The 20,441-nt window shown below is 46.2% G+C and carries 19 protein-coding genes; all 19 read right to left on the reverse strand.

The features are described 5' to 3' along the window. Nucleotides 1-20: 20 nt before the first annotated feature. The 19 genes from AB3351_RS12100 to AB3351_RS12190 all read right to left on the reverse strand — a co-directional run bounded on the left by AB3351_RS12100 (nt 21) and on the right by AB3351_RS12190 (nt 20,428). Complete coding sequence (locus AB3351_RS12100; protein WP_371147472.1) at nt 21-1,175, reverse strand: UxaA family hydrolase; 1,155 nt, start codon at nt 1,173-1,175, stop codon at nt 21-23. 4 nt (nt 1,176-1,179) lie between these two features. Beyond that, nucleotides 1,180-1,488 carry a UxaA family hydrolase gene (locus AB3351_RS12105; RefSeq protein WP_371147406.1) on the reverse strand — a complete coding sequence of 103 codons (309 nt, stop codon included), beginning with the start codon at nt 1,486-1,488 and terminating at the stop codon, nt 1,180-1,182. A 53-nt stretch (nt 1,489-1,541) separates the two neighbouring features. Continuing rightward, nucleotides 1,542-2,306, reverse strand: coding sequence for an SDR family NAD(P)-dependent oxidoreductase (locus tag AB3351_RS12110; protein ID WP_371147407.1), 765 nt, complete (start codon nt 2,304-2,306; stop codon nt 1,542-1,544). A gap of 30 nt (nt 2,307-2,336) precedes the next feature. Beyond that, entirely contained in the window at nt 2,337-3,230 is an 894-nt protein-coding gene (locus tag AB3351_RS12115; protein WP_371147473.1) for a fumarylacetoacetate hydrolase family protein, read from the reverse strand. Nucleotides 3,231-3,338: 108 nt separating this feature from the next. Continuing rightward, complete coding sequence (locus AB3351_RS12120; protein WP_371147408.1) at nt 3,339-4,112, reverse strand: IclR family transcriptional regulator; 774 nt, start codon at nt 4,110-4,112, stop codon at nt 3,339-3,341. Nucleotides 4,113-4,145: 33 nt separating this feature from the next. After that, nucleotides 4,146-4,820, reverse strand: a complete 675-nt coding sequence (locus AB3351_RS12125; protein WP_371147409.1) for a bifunctional 4-hydroxy-2-oxoglutarate aldolase/2-dehydro-3-deoxy-phosphogluconate aldolase — start codon at nt 4,818-4,820, stop codon at nt 4,146-4,148. Beyond that, the gene (locus tag AB3351_RS12130; protein ID WP_371147410.1) at nt 4,821-5,765 is read right to left on the reverse strand and encodes a sugar kinase; all 945 of its coding nucleotides are present in this window, start codon (nt 5,763-5,765) and stop codon (nt 4,821-4,823) included. Beyond that, a complete protein-coding gene (locus tag AB3351_RS12135) occupies nt 5,756-6,703 on the reverse strand; it encodes a U32 family peptidase (RefSeq protein ID WP_371147411.1) in 948 nt (315 codons plus the stop codon). Before AB3351_RS12135 ends, AB3351_RS12130 begins: the two co-directional genes overlap by 10 nt. 116 nt (nt 6,704-6,819) lie before the next feature. Further along, nucleotides 6,820-9,027 (reverse strand): dihydroxy-acid dehydratase domain-containing protein, encoded by a 2,208-nt coding sequence (locus tag AB3351_RS12140; protein ID WP_371147412.1) that lies wholly within the window; start codon nt 9,025-9,027, stop codon nt 6,820-6,822. A 30-nt stretch (nt 9,028-9,057) separates the two neighbouring features. Further along, entirely contained in the window at nt 9,058-10,206 is a 1,149-nt protein-coding gene (gene dgoD, locus AB3351_RS12145; protein ID WP_371147474.1) for a galactonate dehydratase, read from the reverse strand. Between the two features lie 39 nt (nt 10,207-10,245). After that, nucleotides 10,246-11,589, reverse strand: a complete 1,344-nt coding sequence (locus tag AB3351_RS12150; protein WP_371147413.1) for a hypothetical protein — start codon at nt 11,587-11,589, stop codon at nt 10,246-10,248. A 2-nt stretch (nt 11,590-11,591) separates the two neighbouring features. Next, nucleotides 11,592-12,854, reverse strand: coding sequence for a nickel pincer cofactor-dependent isomerase, group 22 (locus AB3351_RS12155; protein WP_371147414.1), 1,263 nt, complete (start codon nt 12,852-12,854; stop codon nt 11,592-11,594). Nucleotides 12,855-12,889: 35 nt separating this feature from the next. Continuing rightward, entirely contained in the window at nt 12,890-13,966 is a 1,077-nt protein-coding gene (locus AB3351_RS12160; protein WP_371147415.1) for a TRAP transporter substrate-binding protein, read from the reverse strand. Nucleotides 13,967-13,988: 22 nt separating this feature from the next. Next, nucleotides 13,989-15,017 (reverse strand): C-terminal binding protein, encoded by a 1,029-nt coding sequence (locus AB3351_RS12165; RefSeq protein ID WP_371147416.1) that lies wholly within the window; start codon nt 15,015-15,017, stop codon nt 13,989-13,991. Between the two features lie 36 nt (nt 15,018-15,053). Further along, nucleotides 15,054-16,331, reverse strand: a complete 1,278-nt coding sequence (locus AB3351_RS12170) for a TRAP transporter large permease (protein ID WP_371147475.1) — start codon at nt 16,329-16,331, stop codon at nt 15,054-15,056. Then, on the reverse strand, nt 16,322-16,876 hold the full coding sequence (locus tag AB3351_RS12175; RefSeq protein ID WP_371147417.1) for a TRAP transporter small permease: 555 nt from the start codon (nt 16,874-16,876) through the stop codon (nt 16,322-16,324). Before AB3351_RS12175 ends, AB3351_RS12170 begins: the two co-directional genes overlap by 10 nt. Nucleotides 16,877-16,893: 17 nt before the next feature. Beyond that, nucleotides 16,894-17,934 (reverse strand): TRAP transporter substrate-binding protein, encoded by a 1,041-nt coding sequence (locus tag AB3351_RS12180; protein ID WP_371147476.1) that lies wholly within the window; start codon nt 17,932-17,934, stop codon nt 16,894-16,896. A gap of 455 nt (nt 17,935-18,389) precedes the next feature. Further along, nucleotides 18,390-19,406, reverse strand: a complete 1,017-nt coding sequence (locus AB3351_RS12185; protein ID WP_371147418.1) for an alcohol dehydrogenase catalytic domain-containing protein — start codon at nt 19,404-19,406, stop codon at nt 18,390-18,392. Between the two features lie 41 nt (nt 19,407-19,447). After that, entirely contained in the window at nt 19,448-20,428 is a 981-nt protein-coding gene (locus tag AB3351_RS12190; RefSeq protein WP_371147419.1) for a 2-hydroxyacid dehydrogenase, read from the reverse strand. Nucleotides 20,429-20,441 lie beyond the last annotated feature (13 nt).

The following is a 20,441-nucleotide window of genomic DNA, read 5'->3' on the forward strand; positions in this document are numbered from 1 at the left end:
TTCACTCCCTGTCCGCCTGGTTAGAAGGTAGGGCCGATACGCCAAATGCCAAAATCGTGCTGCTTTAATATTTCTGATTTCGTCAGTTTTCCTGAGCTTACCAGAGCAATTTCATCAAAGATACGTTGTCCTACGGATTGTATCGTTTCCTTGCCATCTATGATGGTTCCGGCATTGATATCCATGTTATCCTGCATACTCTCAAACATCGGTGTATTGGTTGAAATCTTAATCACAGGGGCAATCGGTGATCCGGTTGGCGTGCCGCGGCCGCTCGTAAACAGCACCACCTGAGCCCCGCCCGCTACCATGCCGGTTAATTGTTCGATGTCATGACCCGGCGTATCCATCCATACCAGCCCTTTTTGCTGCGGTGCTTGTGCGTAATCAATCAGCTCCTGAAGCGGGCTGCTGCCTGACTTATTGGCGGCGCCAAGCGATTTTTCTTCTAGGGAGCTTAATCCCCCCTTAATATTACCGGGGCTTGGATTCCCTGTTCGGATGTCGACGCCCATCATAATCGCACGGCTTTCCATCTGCTCAATGACCTCGTATACACGGCGGGCAACCTTTTCATTAACCGCTCGTTTGGCCAGAAGGTGTTCGGCTCCGATGAGTTCTGTCGTTTCTGCCAGAATCGCCGTTCCCCCTGCCTTGACAACCAGATCGCTTACCACACCAACAGCAGGATTGGCAGACAAACCGGAACACGCATCCGATCCCCCGCATTCCGTTCCAATAATTAATTCGCTAAAATCAAAAGGTTCGCGCAACTGTGCCGATGCATCCTGTACCATTTTTGCCGCTACCTTTGCTCCTTGGGCGATGGTCATAAGCGTCCCGCCGTTATCCTGAATCGATACTACTTCAACAGGTTTTCCGCTTTTTGCGATTTCTTCCGCTACGCTTCTTGCCTGATGCGTCTCACAGCCCAGTCCCAATACAACCACACCATATACATTGGGATTCAGCCCCATACCCACATACGTGCGGAAGGTTTGATCATAGTCAACTCCGACCTGAGCACAGCCATGCTGGTGAATGAAGCTGACAGTCCCCTGCACAAGCTGGGTAATCTGGTGTGCCGCCTGAGTAGCACAGGTAATAGTCGGCAGAATTAATACATGATTTCGCACGCCGATTTTTCCATCAGGCCGTCGATATCCCCAAAACATCGGTTTATTTTCCTGTGTCAACTTTATCCCCCCTTCCTCGTTTTCCCTCCAGGTTATGAATATGCACATGCTCTCCCGCAGCAATATCACAAGACGCCATGCCAATGACTTCCCCGTATTTTATAATGTCATCCCCTTTGGCAATGGGTACGACGGCAAACTTATGCCCAAAATCAATCTCATCAGATATCGTTATCCGGTATGTGTGTCCCTCACAGTTCACTTCTACCGCAGCACCCGCCGGGATTCTGCCAAGCGCTACCGCAACCTTATCCTGCGGCTTCATCATTACCGTTTTATGGATGGCTTCCATCGCAGCTTCTCTCCTTTTTGTGAAAATCATCGGAAAAGCAAGGAAAATACTTGTTAGCGAACAGTAAGCCCGCCATCTGCTACATAATTGCTTCCTGTAACAAAGGACGCCTCTTCACTCGCAAGGAAAAGAGCGAGATTTGCCACTTCCTCCGGGGTTCCCATCCGACCGATCGGCTGGCGCTGCTGCATTTGCACTCTTGCAGCCTCCGGATTCGGGTTATCTGAAAGAATCTTTTTAATCCATGGTGACTCAATCGTTCCGGGGGAAATGGCATTGACGCGGATTCCCTTTTTCGCAAAGTCGGAAGCAACCGATTTGGTAAGACCGACAATCGCCGCTTTGGATGCACAATATCCGGCACGATTGAGCACACCGACCATTCCGGCAACCGAGGCGATGTTTACAATACTGCCGCCACTATCCTGTTTGAGCATCTGATGGACCGAGTATTTGCAGCCAAAGAAAGCACCTTTGGCATTGACGCTCATCATCGTATCCCAATCTGCCTCTGTCTGCTCAAGCACTGTTCCCGCCTTGCCGACGCCTGCATTGTTTATCGTTATGTCAAGTCGATGATGCTGCGCAACAATACGTTCAATCACTGCCTTTACCTGTGTTTCCCGCGTCACGTCAAGCGAGTAGAATGCCGCCTGGTTTCCTGCTGCCTGTATCTCCTCGACCACACGCTGACCACCTGCTTCGTCAATATCACATACCGCGACGAATGCACCTGCCGAACTCAATTTCTTGGCGATGGCTTCCCCAATCCCTGAACCTGCTCCTGTTACAAGAGCCACCTTCCCTACTAGCCTCATTAGAAACTCTCCTTTTTTAAAAAGAAATCATCACACGATTACAGGACTATTTAATGTAACAGGATTATTTAATACGCCAAGATTCGAGATTTCAATTTCAACCCGATCACCATCCTGCAGCGTAAATTCATTAGGCGGTACGATACATGTTCCTGTCAGCAATACGGTTCCATCAAAAATCTCGTTATCCTTCACAAGATAGGACACAAGTTCATCAAACGTCCGCTTTAACTGACCTGTGCTGGCCGTTCCCTCTACCACCTTTTTTTCCTTGCGGTAAATCCGACACGTAATCTGGAATTGATAAGGATCTTCCACTGTCTCTGCCAAGCGGATAGTCGGCCCAATGGAGCAGGAATGTTTCCATACTTTTGCCTGCGGCAGATATAACGGATTCTCTCCTTCAATATCCCGGCAGCTCATATCATTGCCAATGGTATAACCAATCACCTTGCCGTTCTTGTTAAGAACAAGGCCAAGCTCCGGCTCCGGAATTTGCCAGTTAGAATCATTGCGCAGATACACCGGCTGATTCGGGCCAATTGTGCGGGCCGCTGTCGACTTAAAAAAGATTTCCGGACGTTCTGCATCATACACCTTGTCATAGAAAGTAGTTGCATCAAGCTTGCCGTCAGTCGCTTCATAATTTCTTGCGTCGCGGCTCTTCTCATACGTTACGCCGGCAGCCCATACTTCTGGGGCTTCAATCGGAACAAGCAGCTTTACATCCGCAAGCTCTATCGGCAGTGCGTCTTTTCCCTCGATCGCATCCTCGATCAGGCGAAGCGGCGTTACATTTTGCTCATCCGCCTCTTTGACTAGCTGTAAGAAATCTGTATAAGGAAGAGCATATAGTTTATCTTCATCCGTTAAGGCTGCTAACGTAGGAACCGAACTTTCATTTGAGTAGCGAATTATACGCATCATAAACCTCCAATAATTTGATATTATAAAACTTAGTTTTTAATTTTTACTCTGTCTCGATCCATTCATAGAACAACTTCTCATCTTTCTTTCACCTGTACTTTTCACCTAAACGGAAAAAGTACGGATTCCATATCCAAGCTGCGCGGAGATATCTTCAGCTTCCCGCTTTAACAGGGCAACGATCTCATTAAGCTGTCCCTCGTCCATACGAATGACCGGCTGTGACATGCTCATCGCAGCAACAACATCGCCGGAATGATTTCGCAGCGGAACGGCAAGACAGAAAACACCGGGTTCATTCTCCTCATTATCGATCGCATACCCGTACTTTCGCACTTTTCCCAGTTCAAGTAGAAAATCCGCTTCATTCGAGATAGTCTTCGGCGTATGGGTTATATACGTATATCCGTTCAAAATACGAGCGAGCTCCTTTGGTGATTTAAATGCGACCAGCGCTTTTCCTACCGCGCTGCAATGAATCGGAATTCTGCGTCCTACACGCGAATAGAGCACAGTAGCAGAAGAGCCTTCGACCTTGTCAATATAGACGCCTTCTTTTCCATCCAGGATGACAAGATGAATCGTATTGCCGGTCTTTATTGAAAGATCAAGCAAATGCTTTTTTGCAATCGCGCGGACATCTAGGCTGTGAATCACAAAACTTCCCTTTTCAAACAATCGCATACCCAACTTGTATTTTCCGTTTTCCGGATTCTGTTCAATGTAATGATATTTTTGCAGTGTTTTCAGCAGCGAATGTATGGTACTTTTATGGACATTCATTCGCGAACTAATATCTGTAATTTTTAATTCCGTTTCATACTCATCGAATAAATCCAAAATGCGCAGTGCACGTTCCACCGACTGAATAATTGGCATCTACCTCATCCTTTTTTGGCTATTTCTCGATGGCTATGCACGTGCCTGTTTAATCGCCGCTACATACGCAGCAGCCATCTGTCGAATTCGGGTAAAATCTTCCGGCTCCGTCGCAGTTGCGTTCACTAGATTTCCACCAATCCCTACCGCCGCAACGCCCGCTTCAATAAAAGAGGTCACATTATCGAGCGTAACGCCCCCGGTTGGGACAATCGGGATATGGGGAAACGGAGCTTTTATATCTTTAATGTACTTTACGCCGAAACTGGCTGCCGGAAAGACCTTTACCATATCTGCGCCCCATTCCATCGCTGTAATCATTTCAGTTGGGGTGAGCACACCAGGAACGGCAACCTTGCCATAGCGTAAAGCGGTGCGAATAACCTCCTGATGCAAGCTCGGACTGAATATAAAATCCGCTCCGCTTTGAATCGCAAGGCGGGCTGATTCGCCATCAATAACGGTTCCTGCTCCGACAACTGCTCGATCCTTACAGCTCTTGGACAGCCGCTCTATCGCTTCAAATGCTCCTGGAGTATCAACCGTAACTTCGAGAGCGGTAACTCCCCCGTCCACCAAACTTTCCGCAATTTGTTCGATGAATTCAGACGGAACCCGACGTATCACAGCAATAACTCCACTTTCAGTAATTTTCTGCAACAATTTCACTTTAGGCAGCATGGAAGCACCTCCCTCCTGTTTCTTCATTTAACGAAGCACCTCATTTTCTGCCCGATCCGGGGCAATCTGTGACCAGAAGGGATAGCCTTCTACATCACCAGCTACCGTTAAGGCATAGGCACCAACCCGGTTGCCAAGCATAACGGCCTCCTTCAGCGTCCATCCCCGAATCAATCCGGAAAGAAACCCGGCAGCAAATCCGTCACCTGCCCCAATTGGGTCAACAATTTGTTCCACTTTATATCCGGCAACATATTCGGCTTCATCTGCTGTCGCATAATAGGCACCGTTTGCGCCAAGTTTAGTAACAACGAGCTTCGCTCCATTTTTCAACAGGGTATGCGAAATTTCTTCCGGGCTTGAATAACCGGTGAGAATCTCGCCCTCCTCCAAACCCGGCAGCACAATCTCGCATTGAGCGGCGATTTCCATCAATATCTTCTTGGCCTGCTCCTTCGACCACAGCTTCAATCGAATATTCGGATCGAACACTACTTTTACATTATGCTTTCTAGCCAATGCAATACCGTGCAGCACCGCTTCCCTGCAGCTTTCACTCAATGCGGGGGTAATTCCCGTAATATGAAGAAACTTTGCTCCCGCGATTTGTTCCTCCGTTATATCTTCGGGTGTCATATGACTTGCCGCCGCTCCTGCACGGTAGTAATACACCTTAGACTCCTGTGCAACTCTTCGCTCTTTAAAAAATACGGCGGTAGGATACTTTTTATCAAACACGACACCCGATGTGTCGACCCCTTCTCCCCGAATAAAGTTTCGCGTATAAATACCGAACTCATCATCTCCGAGGCGACTGATCCATCTGACTTGATGACCCAGCCGAGCAAGACCGATGGCGACATTCGATTCCGCACCACCAATCGTTTTCTCGAATTGCCCTGCATACCGAAGCGGTCCTGTCGATAGGGGAGTAAAAAGCACCATCGTCTCACCAAATGTGACTACGTCCATACTCTCGTTCCTTCTACCGGAACGGCCAGGCCAGCGGCTCCTCTTTCGGACACTTTCAGCTCCGGTGCATAACGCGCAATGATATCTGCTCCGATCCGCGCCCGACGTACTCTTTCTTTACACAAAGCTATCGAGGTCGCCTCTAAGTGTGTACCGGACGGATAAATATTTGGCGAATTTCTGAGGCCAAATTTAATATAAACCGGAGCGGCCACACGAATAATTTCTGGAATCTCATAGTGGCGGATAAAGCCGCCTATATCATCTGGAACTTCTACATAAATATCAATCGGAATATCTACTGCTTGTCGAATCGCAGCAAGGCGGGCAAGAGTTAGGTCTGTCGGTACGTTATATGTGTTCGCGCCCAATTGCTCAACAATTTTGATCGAAACCGGATTCGACTGGGCCATCTGTACAGAAATTTTCACTACAAGATCAGCCGGTAATTCTCCACTTTTCTTACACTCATTCACAAGCCAGAGCAGACCCTCGTCTGCTACAAGAATGCTGCGAATCCCCATATCGCAAGCACGCTTAATATCTTCAATCGAATAAACAAGCTGATCCATGCTTTCAACCCGCAGTCCCGCGATCTTGCCAGCACTAGCCCAGGTCATCGGCGTCACATCCCAGGTGCCACGCGGTCCAACAAACAGACTCACCTCAAGATTTTCCCTGCGGCCAATTGCAGCCATTTGTTCCAGTTCCTCATCCGTGAGCAGCATAATTCCACTGCCCTGCGAAATGCGGTGAATGTTTACCTCGTATGTCTTGCAAGCCTCGATCACAGCTTCGAAGGAAGCTGGTCCTTCTACGCTTGGAATCTCGATCCGATACTGTGCACCGTCAGGAAATGTTTTGGTTGAACTCGGCAAATCGTGACAATCGCCCGATGGAAACCCTAGACGCTCAATAAATTCACGTGTTTTGTGCAAAATCTCTCCGCCTTTCCATGATATACATTTATTAGTTTTATATTGTAAAACTATGTTTTTTATTATAGTATAATTGTATTTGTAACCGCATAAATTTTCAATATTTTTATACAATTCTATGCCTTTTCTATTGAACTTTTTTCATGAAGGAATTGAACGTCGGTTCGGTAATCTAATACGGCTTCTTCTGCAACTGCAAGGGGAACTACGCCATTGGCAGCATCTGTATGTCCTATCATACGGTTACTGGCAGCAACTTGCCGCTGACGGTGACGAATGGTTCTGCGTCTCTCTTCGCCCAGGCTCTGCCTTGCTTGCTTTACATGATTGAATTCGAAGACAAGGGAACCGTTTTGGAATGCGGACTCATCCAAAAACTCAATGTTGCGAGATCTTAGGCTAAGGTAAAGTAAATCCCCTGTTTGTAAATATAGAATGCCGCCACCTTCCTGTGCCTCTGGTGTCATATGCCCGATCGCTGCGCCATAGGTTACACCAGAATAGCGGCCATCACTAATCAAGGTAGCCAAACGCTTTAATCCGCGGTTTGCATTAATATGCTGCATGGGTGTAAACATCTCCGGCATGCCGAATGCAACCGGTCCCTGCCCGGAAACAACCACCGCGATTTTTAGGATGCCCTTTTCCGCCATCATATCAAACAGTACATCGTATTCCTGATCTTTGTGTATAGCAAACAGCTCTGGTGCATTGTGCTGCAGCATGGCTACAAGATTTTCCGGCGCAAAGCTGCGTGCCTGCTTTAGCTTTTCTAGGAGTGTGGAATCAAGCAGACTGCGGTTTGCATCATCTTCATTCTCATAGTAAAGAACAAAGGCCGCTTTTTTGTCGAATTCATCCAGTTGTCTAGTCGTCATACCGCTAATTTTTACAACCGCACTTTCAAAGAAATTGCCTGTCAGCACATCCACTCCGCTGAACGGGCGACGCGGGTTAGACAGAATAATCGGGTTCTCCTTCACATGGTCAGCAGATAACCCGTCTTCTACGGAAAGACGCTCGCGCCATGTCGTGCCTGTTACTGTCGGCGCGTCAATATCCATCGGCACACCATTTCGAATCAGCTCATGGAACAATGTTTCCATTCCACGGCTGTTTCCGTCGCAGCACTGCATAGCCAATGCAAAAATGTCACGGCCCTGGGTTAAGCTGTAATCAAATAAATCGGGGATCGGTACTTCATGATGAATTTCATCCAAATCCCAAAGACTAAACTTATAGCCGCCATATAGCATTCCGGCAACAATATGCATCATCAGGTTGGTAGACCCGCCGGATGCGCTATGAATGCGAATGGCGTTTTTGATGTTAGCCGCCATAATATTAGAAGCACCAAACGCAGGATGATTTATCATTGTAGCCAGACTGTCAAGCGCCTGATTAATCTGCTCCTGAGAAGGCGGATCCGTTAAAAGCTCTAGCGCTGGATGAACAAGTCCCATACCTGCTACAAGATGTCGGGAGCTGTTTCCTGTTCCGTTAAACGCGCATACTCCGCCCTGTCCATCACACGTGTGAATCGCCAATCTCTTTTCATAGTCTTCATGGGCGGCTTTCGTAATAAACTGTCTCTCACGCGCTCTTTCCAGCACGCCTTGAAATGCAGTATTTGAGGAGCACTGTAAAATGTAGCTCATTGCATCACGTAAATCGTAAGCAATATCCTCTGCATTTTTCATTTCTGCCTGTCGGGCCACTTCTTCCAGTTCTGCAAACAGATCCACCGGAATCGTCCCGCCCTGCAGTACATGGGCCGGTGCAAATGTAGCAAAGAAGGGAGCTTCTCCACGGTATTTGCGAATTCGATCCAGATGAGCCAGCGCGCTAACAACACCGAGCGGCTGCTTATCACATCCCTGAATCACAAACGCTCCATGATAGCTGTGTGATTCCATTTGATTTACAACCATTTGAGCTACCGCGTTGCGGCTTTGCAGTGAATAACTCATTCCTTGATTACTCTGTGCTGTTCCATCACACATAACCGGTGTTGAGAATTGAAAAGGCACACCACCGTTCTGCCAGATCCGAATGGCCGCACGGGCCGTTGTCTGAAAGTCCATAATGTGAGCAGGGTGATCAGGCGAACCACCAATGATGGCAATACGCGGCGCGTTGGTATGCAGTCGGTTGTAGATTTCATCTAACGTCCAATCAGGCTGCGGCCCTTCATATGTCGTGCCAAGCACCTGTTTGGCACGGTCGAGTAAACCGGCAACACAGATTGGTTCATTTGCCTTTCCCTGAACATTGTCACGATACGGATTTATCTGGTTATCAATGTACGGATATTTCACTGCCATAGTCTCTCTCCTCCTTGTCTAGCGTCTGTATTACCATTCTGCTACGCTGCCGTCTTCATAGCGCCAAATTGGATTCTTCCAATCATGCCCCTTGCGTGCTGCTTCCTGCACGACCTCTTCGTTCACTTCGATCCCCAGACCCGGTCCCTGCGGAATTTCTACAAAACCATCCACATATTTAAACACAGCAGGGTCTACAAGATAATCAAGCAAATCGCTTCCTTCGTTATAATGGATGCCAAGGCTTTGCTCCTGAATAATGGCATTCGGTGTACACGCGTCCAATTGCAGTGACGAAGCAAGCGCGATCGGTCCAAGGGGACAATGCGGTGCTACTGCGACATCAAACGCTTCCGCCATCGCCGCGATTTTTTTACATTCAGAAATTCCCCCGGCGTGGGATAAATCCGGCTGAATAATATCGACATACCCGTCTATCAGCAGCTGTTTAAAGCCCCAGCGTGTATATTGCCTTTCTCCCGTTGCAATCGGGGAGCTGGTATGGCGGGCGATTTCCCTTAACGCTTCGTTGTTTTCAGGCAGGACCGGCTCTTCAATAAACATAGGGCGATACGGCTCTAGCTCCTTTACCAATGTTTTCGCCATTGTTTTATGTACCCGGCCATGAAAATCCATCCCGATGCCAATATCTTTCCCGACCGATTCACGGACAGCAGCAATTCGGTTTACAACCGCCTCAACCTTTGAAGTCGTATCAATGTAGTTCATCTCTTCGGTTGCATTCATCTTAATGGCAGTAAACCCGGCTGCCACTTTCTCTCTGGCTGCCGCCGCTACATCATTCGGTCTGTCACCGCCAATCCAGGAATAGACGCGGATTTTATTACGAGCGGCTCCGCCAAGCATTTCGTATACCGGAGCCTGATAGAACTTTCCTTTAATATCCCACAGCGCCTGCTCAATCCCGGAAATGGCGCTCATCAGAATCGGACCCCCGCGATAGAAGCCGCCGCGATACAATACCTGCCAGTGATCCTCAATCGCTAACGGATTCTTTCCTATTAAATAGTCGCTTAGTTCTTTCACACACGCTTCTACCGTACGCGCTTTTCCTTCAACAATCGGCTCACCCCAACCGGTAATTCCTTCATCTGTTTCGATTTTTAAAAAGAGCCAGCGTGGCGGTACTTTATATAGAGTTAAGCTAGTAATCTTGATAACAATTCCTCCCCCATCATCTGTTATATGAAAAGATGCTTATAATAATAAGAAGAAAGCAATAAACGTGCCTATGCTGCTATATAAAAAGGCAAAGCCGATATTCCACAAGGAAATTCGATATGGATTCTCCCCGAGCAAACTGCTTGTCAGAGAAACCGTAAGATTATACGGTCCGGCCATCACAGTAGATAAACCGGATGTAATCAATACAATGCCGATACTTATCGGATTGATCTGCCCTAAAAGCGGCTGCACAACTTCTCCTAGAATACTCATCGTTACCAGCGGGTGAAATCCGATCATCGCCAATCCGATAAATAAACCCTGTATGGCCGCAAATAAAAGCAGCGGCGTATCCGCCAGGCTTGAAAACGGTTCCTGCATATGCTCCAAATAATGAGTTTCTCGTAAAATACTAATAAAGAAACCAACAGCGAGAAACAGTACAACATAGCTCTGCATCGAGGATACACGTATTTTCCATTGAGCCAAGCTATACATAATAAACATATGTCCCCTTCTAATGATGAGCGCCCAGATGATGGAGTACGGCACGATTACAAGCGCAACTGCCAGTAAAAAACTAATCGCAAGCAGACTGCGAACCCCTACCACCGCCGCAATAAAAAGCGATAAATAAACCAGCAGAGCGAAAATGCGACGCAACGTTGCTATATTGAGTGCAATAGCTTGTTTTTCTTCATCTAACTGAAGCTGATGCTTGCGGTAGCGGAATCCAAGCGCCCAATCAAAGAGAAGAAGAACAAATGAGAACAGCAAGAGCCAGGGAAGATACTGCAGATATCCTATCTGTGTGATATCCACACTGATGGCAACCAGGATTTCCATAGGACTCCAGGCAAGCGATAGCGCATACCCCCGCAGCATCACCTGACTAATGAAAAGATGACGCAATTTTACGGTAATCGACTGCAAATTCTTACGCAGCACTGCTTCTACAAAAGGAATTGTAGCTATGTTTAAGAAGGAACCGAGCAAAAAGCTAACCAGTGAACCACGATAATAAAGCTGCCCAAGATGATCCGTCCGTATTTTTAAAAGTTTATTGACGCTTTGATCATACCGTCCTACTACAATAATGCTGTTAATAAACGGCAGTACATAAAAAATGACGAGCAGAATAACCGTAGAGTTCATAAAGTAAGGAAGCTTGGTCCACGAAAGTCCGCTATCCATATACAAAAGCAGGCCAACAATCATAAACACGGAACCTGTACTTTTATATAAGCGATCGGCACGCTGAAACGAGAGAGCAAGGGATAAAATCGAGAGAATTCCTACTATGCACTCTAGTGTGCGCGATACAGCAAATACATTGATTGTGTATAAGAGGATCAGCGCGCTATAAAGGTATAGCATACCTACTCTTCATTGATGGAGAAATCCATTACGTACGGTTCCGATAAAATCTCAATGTCTTCTCTTTCCCTAGCCTCTTCTAGCAAACTCTCAGATATCCAAATATCTTTAATATCCAGCGTATTTTTAATCCGAACCATTCGCACAGTACCCAGGTCAAACGCATTGCACGTCTTAATCGCCGCCTTGACAGCCAACTCCTCCGTTTCGAGTGCCATCGGTACTTTAACTACGGAAACAACCGTGCTGGTTAACGCATTGGCATACCCTTTTTCCCATTCAATCTCATTAAATGCCCGGCGCGTCGTCATATCCGCCGTACCTAGCCCATTTGCATTGCCGTGTGTTTTCTCCGTTAAACCAAGGACGACAATCCGGGAAACATCAGGCCCGCCGCTCGCATAAGGAGTAGCATAACGTCCTGTAATATTAGGGTCCATTCCGTCTCCGGAAATATCCTTTCCTATCTCATTTACAACCAGCACATCAAGCGGGCTAAACTTGATGCTTGGCATAAGGGCCTTGGCTTCGATCAATAATTGGGGTTCAACCTCCTGAAGCTTTTCTGCCGGCACTGCTACAATTTTCGCAGGATGGTCATATGCATTCTCTAATGTAGCAAGCCCGAAAATGATCGGCACTTTTCCTAGCACAATCTTCGCCATTTCCGGTACGTGCTCTGCCATATATTTAAAGCTGTATGCATGGGCAGCTTCAGCGCCTTTTTGTTTACCAAGGCCGATCGTTATCATTTTCATCAAGCCGCTCTCCACCGGACCGCGAAACGCGGTATGAGGTTTGACCCGATTAATTACAATCACTTTATCGGCTTCATAGGCATGTTTATCCGTGTAGACAGGAAGGCCGTTTGGCAGCCTTCCCACTTCTACAACTTCCATGCTTGATATAATCGGAGCACCCGTAAATTCTTCTGTCACGCCCAGTTGTTCCAGCACTTCAATTTGTCCCTCCGCTGTCGCTCCTCCATGACTTCCCATCGAAGGAACAATGAACGGGGAACCTCCTGCCGACTTTACGGCATTGGCTACTTCACGGGCAAGGATCGGAATATCAGCTACGCCTCGACTGCCGACTGCGATTGCTACCCGATCGCCCGGTGAAATTCTCTGCAGCACCTCTGCCTCTTTTATCGCTGCATGTACCGCCCCCGCCACATCAGGCAATTCAGGAGCATTGAATTTCTGTCTCACTTTTACCATACGCGGAACTGGTATATCCTGGAGTAATTGTTCAATAATCTTCATCCGTGCTCCTCCTTACGACAAGCTGCCTGCTCTTTCTATTTACGTACTTTTTCTACTTCACTCATCATTTCCTTCACCAAATCCTCGCCGAATTCTTTAGCGAATTTATCTGTTACCGGTTGGATAACCTCTTTCATTTTTTGTCTGTTTTCATCGCTAACCTCGTTCACCTGCATGCCTGCCGCTTTTAAATCTTCAACCGCTTTTGCATTTTCCTTACGGTTTACATCACGCTCATACTTTCCAGCCTCGATCGCCGCGTCCTTCATAATCTTCTGCTCCTCTGGAGATAGATCATCCCAGAACTTCTTGCTTACAAGCACAACAAACGGCGTATATACGTGTTTACTCATGCTCAAGTACGGCTGTACTTCATTAAATTTGTGGGATTTAATTGTTGCCACAGGATTTTCCTGTCCGTCTACTGCCTTGCTTTCCATCGCAGTAAATACTTCAGAAAGAGGCATTGGCGTTGGGTTTGCACCTAACTTTTTAAACGCTTCAAGATGAACGGCATTTTGCATTGTACGAATCTTTAACCCTTGAAAATCCTCTACTGTATTTATCGCATGCTTACTGTTGGTCAGATTGCGGAACCCATTCTCCCAGTAAGTCAGGCCGATTAAGCCGTGCTCTGGTAATTTTTCCAGCAGCTTTTGTCCGAGCGGCCCGTCGAGCACAGCATCCGCTTCTTCTTCTGTATTGAAGACAAAGGGAAAGTCATAAATCCCAAATTCTTTCACCATGCCGACAAGCGGAGAAGTAGAAGGGATCGTTACTTCTTGCAATCCACCCTGCAGCGCTTCCGTCATCTTCTGGTCGTCACCTAGCGTAGCGCTGTAGAAGTTCTGCACCTTCATTTTGCCGCCGCTTTTTTCCTCCACAAGTTCTTTAAACTTAATTAACCCCTGTCCTTGCGGATGATCTTCATTTAAGCCAATGCCTGCTTTAATTTTGCGTTCTTTAATTCCGCTGGCCGCTTCTGTCTTCTCCTTCGGAGCGCCGCCCCCTGTACTTGTGCTGCTGCCGCTGGTACCACAGCCCATCAGCAGCAATGCCGGAAGCGCAAATCCGATCGTAAGATTTTTTGTCCACTTTTTTACCTTTTCCATTCAGAATCCCCCTTTTGATTTTTTACATAAGTACGGTATAACGTTCTTCTGCTCTACTTTGCTGCAAGGTTATATGGTCTTTCACTTGTGTATTTACCAAATATTTCGGATATTCGTTGTGAATAAGGACATCCACGACTCCCATTGCAGCCTTGGATCTCATTTCTTCCGCTGCTTCTTCGGAATACCAGGCTACATGCGGCGTAAGAATGACTTGATCCATAGACAAAAACGGATGATCCACCGGAATCGGTTCTTCTTCTACTACGTCCAGAGCAGCGCCGGCAATTTTCCCTTCCGTTAATGCCTTAATCAGCATTGCTTCATTAATCACAGGGCCACGGGAAGTGTTGATAATAATGGCTCCTTTTTTCATGACATCAAACTGCTCTTCTCCAATCATGCCTCTGGTGGCTTCCATTAGAGGAGCATGAACGGAAATGATGTCAGCCCGCCTGCATAGCTCATCAAGCGACACGAGAGCAACTCCTTGTTCCGCTGCTTTGTCTGCCGGAAAGTAAGGATCATATGCCAGTACCTGCAAACCTAACGGCTTAACTTTTTCGGCGAGTGCCTGCGGGATTTTTCCAAATCCGATCAGACCGAGCTTGCGGCCGCGCAAACGATAAATCGGCTGCGTCACTTTAAAATCCCACACATCGTTTTTTACATGATAATTGGCCAGAGTAACCTTGCGTGTCCAAGAGAGAAGAAGGGCTAGTGCATGGTCCGCTACTTCATCCATGCAGTAATCCGGCACATTGGCGACGCAGATCCCCTTTTTTGTTGCTGCTTCCAAATCAATTGTATTTACACCTACGCCATAGCGTGTGATAACCTTGCATTTATCAAGCGCTCGAATGACCTTCTCTCCAAGGGGAGCGTACTGATTAATAATCGCGTCTGCATCATGGCAGGCGGCAATTACATCCTCCTCCGTGCGGCACTGTGCAGATACAAGTTCAATCTCTTCATGTTGCAGCAGGACGCGCTCCTCAAAGCGTAAATCGTCATATTCCCAATCCGTTACAACTACTTTCCATTTGTTCACTGCTCTTTCCCCTCTCTAGTTTGAATCAGTAGATAGTTAGGTCAGCCATTCTAATGGCACCGTAATAATGCTTGGGAATAAGATTAATAGAATTAAGATGATGATATGAACCAGCAGGAACGGAGCAATTCCTTTCGTAATCTGCCAGATATTGATTTTACTAATCCCGCAGCCTACATATAATACTGTGCCTACCGGTGGTGTAATCAGGCCGATACATAGGTTGAATACCATAATAATTCCAAAGTACACCGGATCGATTCCGGCCATTTTCACCAGCGGCAGCAGTACCGGTGTGAAAATAAGAATCGCAGGCGTCAAATCCATTACCAGACCAATCGCCAGCAGTAATATATTGATCAGAAGCAGTAATAATAGAGGGTTTTCAATTAATCCGCCTAACATATCTGCCATTTCTGCAGGTACGTTGGCCACCGTAATCAACCAGGCTGATACCATAGCAGCTGCGGCAACGAACATAACCACACTTGTTGTTTTCGCTGAGGCTACAAGCACCGGATATAAATCTTTGATTTTTAGCTCCCGATATACGACCAGACCAACAAATAGGGCATAAAATGCAGCTACAACCGCTGCTTCTGTTGGTGTAAACACTCCGCCGCGCAGCCCGCCGATAATAATAACCGGAAGAAGCAGCGCCCAGCTCGCCTGTTTGACCGCCTCAAAAATTTCTTTCATTGTTTTACGCGGCGGCAGCTCACTGTCATCCTTACGCGCAATAAATGTCCATACAATCATCAAGCCTACACCCATTAGAATGCCAGGTACGATCCCACCCATGAACAACTCGGTAATTGATACACCGCTTGTTACCCCGAAAATAATCATCGGGATGCTCGGCGGGATAACCGGAGCAATAATTCCGGAAGCACAGATTAAGCCGGTAGAGCGGTTTACATTATATCCACGTGATACCATCATTGGTATCAAAATGGCACCGAGCGCTGCCGTATCTGCGACCGCTGAACCAGATAATCCGGCGAACAAAATACTAGCAATGATCGCTACATAGCCAAGTCCTCCGCGAACATGGCCCACAAGTGCCATCGCAAAGCTTACAATCCGCTTTGAAATACCGCCTGCGTTCATCAACTCGCCTGCTAACACAAAGAACGGAATCGCCATCAAGGAAAAATTGTTCGCTCCGTTAATCAAATTCTGGGCAACAACCTGACTATCAAAAATATCCATGGCAAACATTAACGCTACCCCGCTCAAAATCAGAGCGAAGGCAATCGGAACACCAATAGCAAGGGAAACGAAGAGGGAGCCTAAAAATACGCCTAGCATGATTTCACCTCCTCTTCTATTTGTTTTGCTTCCTTCATTACATCATCCACATTCGAAACCATCATCAGCGATGCGTCGCTGTCTTTTGAGAACAGAACACGGTACATAGTAAGCAGAATAATGGCAGCCATAGAAACGCTGGCAATAATTCCAACTCCATATACATAGGCCAGAGGCATACCGGTAGCTGGTGCCGCGCTGTTCATATTTAAAACCGTCATTTTCCAGCTTCCGTCCAACAACAGCCAAAGCAAGTAGATAACAAGTATATTACTAACCATGAATACACCCTTTTTAAGCGGACGGGGCAGTGCATTAACCAGAAGATCGACACCTAGATGCATGTTATCTTTTAGAGCTGCAATCGCTCCAAAAAACACCATCCAAACAAATAAGAAACGCGACATTTCTTCTGACCATGTAATACCTGAATTAAACGCATAGCGTAAGATAACATTTCCAAATACGAGAATCGCCATAGAAGCCAGGGAGATAGCGATTGCACCGTTAAGGACATGATTGAAAAATTTGCTTAGTTTCTGTTGCACAAAATATGCCCCCTTCTTTATTTAGCTTCTGCTTTAATCCTTTCTACCAGGTCTTTCGCCCAGCTATGTTTTTGGTAGATTTCATCGTATAAAGGCTGTGCCGCTTTTTCCATTTCATTCTTAAATTCCGGACTCGGCGTTGTAAACTTGACCTTGTTCTCCTCTAAAAACTTTTTATCGGTTTCATAGCTTTTCTCCAGCAAGTCGAACTCATAATTAGCTGCTGTCTTTGCTGCTTCTTCAATGACTTTCTGCTGTTCAGGGGTTAATCCATTCCAGAACTTACTGTTGATGATATAAATGTTAGGACTGAACATATGCTTAGATTCAAGAACGTCACTCTGCACTTCATGCCAGCCGGAGGCACGCAGGGTCGCAATTGGGTTATCCTGTCCGTCTACTACCTTTTGCTCCAAGGCGGAGAATACTTCTGAAATGGGCATCGGTGTTACATTCGTTCCCAACAGCTTTCCAAGTGCTATATAGTTTGGAATGTTTGGCATTCTAATACGCAATCCTTTAAAATCAGCCATATCATCAATCGTTTTGTTCGCTGAGAACATCCTGAATCCGTTTGCACTCCAGGCAAGCGGTTTTACTCCATGCTTGCTTTCAAGATCTGCTGTGATTTCTTCGCCAATCGGTCCGTTCAGCACCTTTTTGACATGCGCAAAGTCCTTAAATAAAAACGGCCATTCAGGAACCTGCATTTTTTCTACGTCTGCCTGCATAATCAATCCTGGAATTCCCATCTCGATCGTGCCGTTGCGCACCCCATCATAAAATTCCTTTTCAGCACCTAATGTACTGTTGTCATAAATCTGTACCTTCAGTGTGCCGCCTGACTTCTCCTCGACCATTGGCTTGAACTTTTCACGCAGGGCAACGTTTTGCGGATGGTCGGTTGCAAAATAGTTGGCCACCTTGATTGTCTGCGGTTTTCCTCCTTGAGAACCAGCTGTTGTCGCTGCCTTCTCTCCGCTGCCGCACCCCGCAAGCAGCACCGTGGTAGCGAGTACCATTGTTGAGAAAATGCCTAATCCCTTTTTTAGCTTCATCATGATTCCACCTTTATCTTTATATTTTTTAGAAGAAAAGCACAGTTTTAAAATAAAACTCCTTTTTGCAAGCGTTATCATTTTATTTAATACGCTATTTCTTTCTTCTATACTTTCTACAATCAAGTATATGTTTTATATTATAAAACATAGTTTTGTCTTAATTGGTTACATCTTTAATTGTTTTATATTATAAAACTCAATTTTCATGCCTTTGCCTGCTAAACCTAGTATATATTGCTATATATCATCCCCTTTCCAATAGCCACTAAGAGTAAGAGAAAATTCCATGCCTTTAGTTTTATATTATAAAACTGAGTATTACTATTATTTATTTTTTTCTGTAAATAATATTATTATACTGATACTGAATATGTCAAATTATTTTATAATTTTTAATTTTATGGATTACTATTACAATTTTTCACTTTGCTTCTTCATGTTCTTTTCTGATTTTATGGGGTTAAGAAAATTTTTGCTTGCTGGACGCGATGATTGATTAAATCTTGGAACGCGCCATCCCCTTCTTTTAGCGAACGAATTTCCGACCACTGCGTTTCATCGATCTTTCCGGCTTTTAAAAGCTTAAGTGCATCATAAAAGTCCTGTGCATGGTAAGAAAATGAGCCGAGAATATTAATCTCACTGCGAATACAGTGATTGATTGGTAGTACGGTATCGTCAATACCAAGACCGATATTCATAATTGTACCGCCTGGATTTATCAGCTCTATTGCTGCTGTTCGTGTCGGCTGAAAACCTGCCGCATCGATGATTACATCAATCCCAGCCGGTCCCATAGCCTCTTTAATCTTTTGAATATAACCGGCCTCTGGCGTAATTGTACCGTATGCTCCCAGATTGGCTGGGGTACGAAGTCTCGCCTCATTCGTATCGACTACCATGATTTTCGCAGCACCCAGAATTTGCGCGACAAGAAAGCTAAGCAGCCCGATTGTTCCTGCACCAAATACTACGACATTTGCAAACGGATGATTTTGCAGCGCGCGTCTTGCTGCCCGCAATGAACAGGCGAGCGGCTCCGTTAATGAAGCTCGGTACGGGCTAAGCGCATCCGGAATGATATGTACAGAAGAGGCAGGGACGCTTACAAATTCTGCAAAGGCACCGGGACGATGAACGCCGATAATACCTCGTTCCGCGCAAAGCTGCGGTAGTCCTTTACGGCACCGGTTACACGTTCCACATGATAAAACCGGATTAATTACAACAGGCTGCCCTCTAGTAAATCCGTCCACATTAGCACCTGTCTCATACACCCTTCCACTAAATTCATGACCCATTACCAACGGTGGCACACGTAAACTATTATGGCCAAGGTAGCCTTCAATCTCCGAGCCGCAGATACCGACGGCTTCGACTTTTATCAGCACTTCACTTTCTGCTAGGCGCGGTTCTTCCCCCTGCCGTACCTCCATCCGCTTAGGTCCAGTCCATACTAATGTTTCCATACTCATTCCTCCCTCACCATTTATACGCCATTCCAAGCCTATTATTTTTCATATCCATGTAATTCCTTGATCAAATTTGGGGATTCTTCCCCCTTAAGTGCTGCTACAAGATTTTTTGCGGCCAGCAATGCCATGTCAAATCGTGTTTTACGCGTCGCTGAGCCAATATGCGGCAGGGCTACTACATTAGACATCGCAAGCAGCGGATTGTCCGGAGACGTCGGTTCCTCATAAAATACATCAAGCCCAGCTGCACGGATCTGGTTGCTTTGCAGTGCTTCAATCAGCGCGGTTTCATCCACTGTCTTACCCCGTGAGGCATTGATAAAAACTGCTGAATCCTTCATAAGCATAAACTGCTCACGGCCCATAAAGTGAATGGACTCATCAGTAAGCGGAATCATTAGAACGACAAAATCTGATTCCTGCAAAAGATTTTCTAGTAACCGGTACTGCACACCGAGTTTTTCTTCCACTTCTACTTTTCTGCTCCGGTTATGGTAAAGCACCTCCATAGCAAAGCCACATTTGGCCCGGCGAGCAATGGCTTCTCCAATTCGACCCATTCCAATAATACCAAGCGTTGCGCTATGAACATCAACACCAAACAACAGCTCATCATTTTTGTTATTCCATTTTCCTTCTTTCACATACCGATCCAGTTCGGGAATACGACGGGCAGTAGATAAAATAAGGGCAAATACAAGATCGGCAACAGTTTCATCAAGCACGGATGGAGTATGCGTTCCCATTACATTTCTTGCTTTCATTGCCTTTATATCAAAGTTGTTATAGCCAACGGATATGTTACTAACTACCTTCAACTTTGGAGCATGCTCTAGCAATTCGCTATCGATCTTTCCTCCCGTAGTCAGCAGACCGTCTACATCCTTGATGTGCGCAAGCAATTGATTTCGTGAGATCGGTTCCTCCTGCTCCCACTTTTGATAGTCACAATGTTCAGCAATATATGCCTCTACTTCCTTTGGGATTGGTTTGGCTATAAACACGTTAGGCTTCATTACTCTCCTCCTT

The organism is Aneurinibacillus sp. REN35, from assembly GCF_041379945.2.
Classification (GTDB): domain Bacteria; phylum Bacillota; class Bacilli; order Aneurinibacillales; family Aneurinibacillaceae; genus Aneurinibacillus.

Coding starts and splice junctions, on each gene's coding strand:
- AB3351_RS12155 (WP_371147414.1), bottom strand. CDS start 12,854: ATGAAGATTATTGAACAATTACTCCAGGATATACCAGTTCCGCGTATG.
- AB3351_RS12150 (WP_371147413.1), bottom strand. CDS start 11,589: ATGCTATACCTTTATAGCGCGCTGATCCTCTTATACACAATCAATGTA.
- AB3351_RS12160 (WP_371147415.1), bottom strand. CDS start 13,966: ATGGAAAAGGTAAAAAAGTGGACAAAAAATCTTACGATCGGATTTGCG.
- AB3351_RS12190 (WP_371147419.1), bottom strand. CDS start 20,428: ATGAAGCCTAACGTGTTTATAGCCAAACCAATCCCAAAGGAAGTAGAG.
- AB3351_RS12120 (WP_371147408.1), bottom strand. CDS start 4,112: ATGCCAATTATTCAGTCGGTGGAACGTGCACTGCGCATTTTGGATTTA.
- AB3351_RS12185 (WP_371147418.1), bottom strand. CDS start 19,406: ATGGAAACATTAGTATGGACTGGACCTAAGCGGATGGAGGTACGGCAG.
- AB3351_RS12130 (WP_371147410.1), bottom strand. CDS start 5,765: ATGGACGTAGTCACATTTGGTGAGACGATGGTGCTTTTTACTCCCCTA.
- AB3351_RS12125 (WP_371147409.1), bottom strand. CDS start 4,820: ATGAAGAAACAGGAGGGAGGTGCTTCCATGCTGCCTAAAGTGAAATTG.
- AB3351_RS12110 (WP_371147407.1), bottom strand. CDS start 2,306: ATGAGGCTAGTAGGGAAGGTGGCTCTTGTAACAGGAGCAGGTTCAGGG.
- AB3351_RS12115 (WP_371147473.1), bottom strand. CDS start 3,230: ATGCGTATAATTCGCTACTCAAATGAAAGTTCGGTTCCTACGTTAGCA.
- AB3351_RS12140 (WP_371147412.1), bottom strand. CDS start 9,027: ATGGCAGTGAAATATCCGTACATTGATAACCAGATAAATCCGTATCGT.
- AB3351_RS12105 (WP_371147406.1), bottom strand. CDS start 1,488: ATGGAAGCCATCCATAAAACGGTAATGATGAAGCCGCAGGATAAGGTT.
- AB3351_RS12100 (WP_371147472.1), bottom strand. CDS start 1,175: ATGTTTTGGGGATATCGACGGCCTGATGGAAAAATCGGCGTGCGAAAT.
- AB3351_RS12180 (WP_371147476.1), bottom strand. CDS start 17,934: ATGAAGCTAAAAAAGGGATTAGGCATTTTCTCAACAATGGTACTCGCT.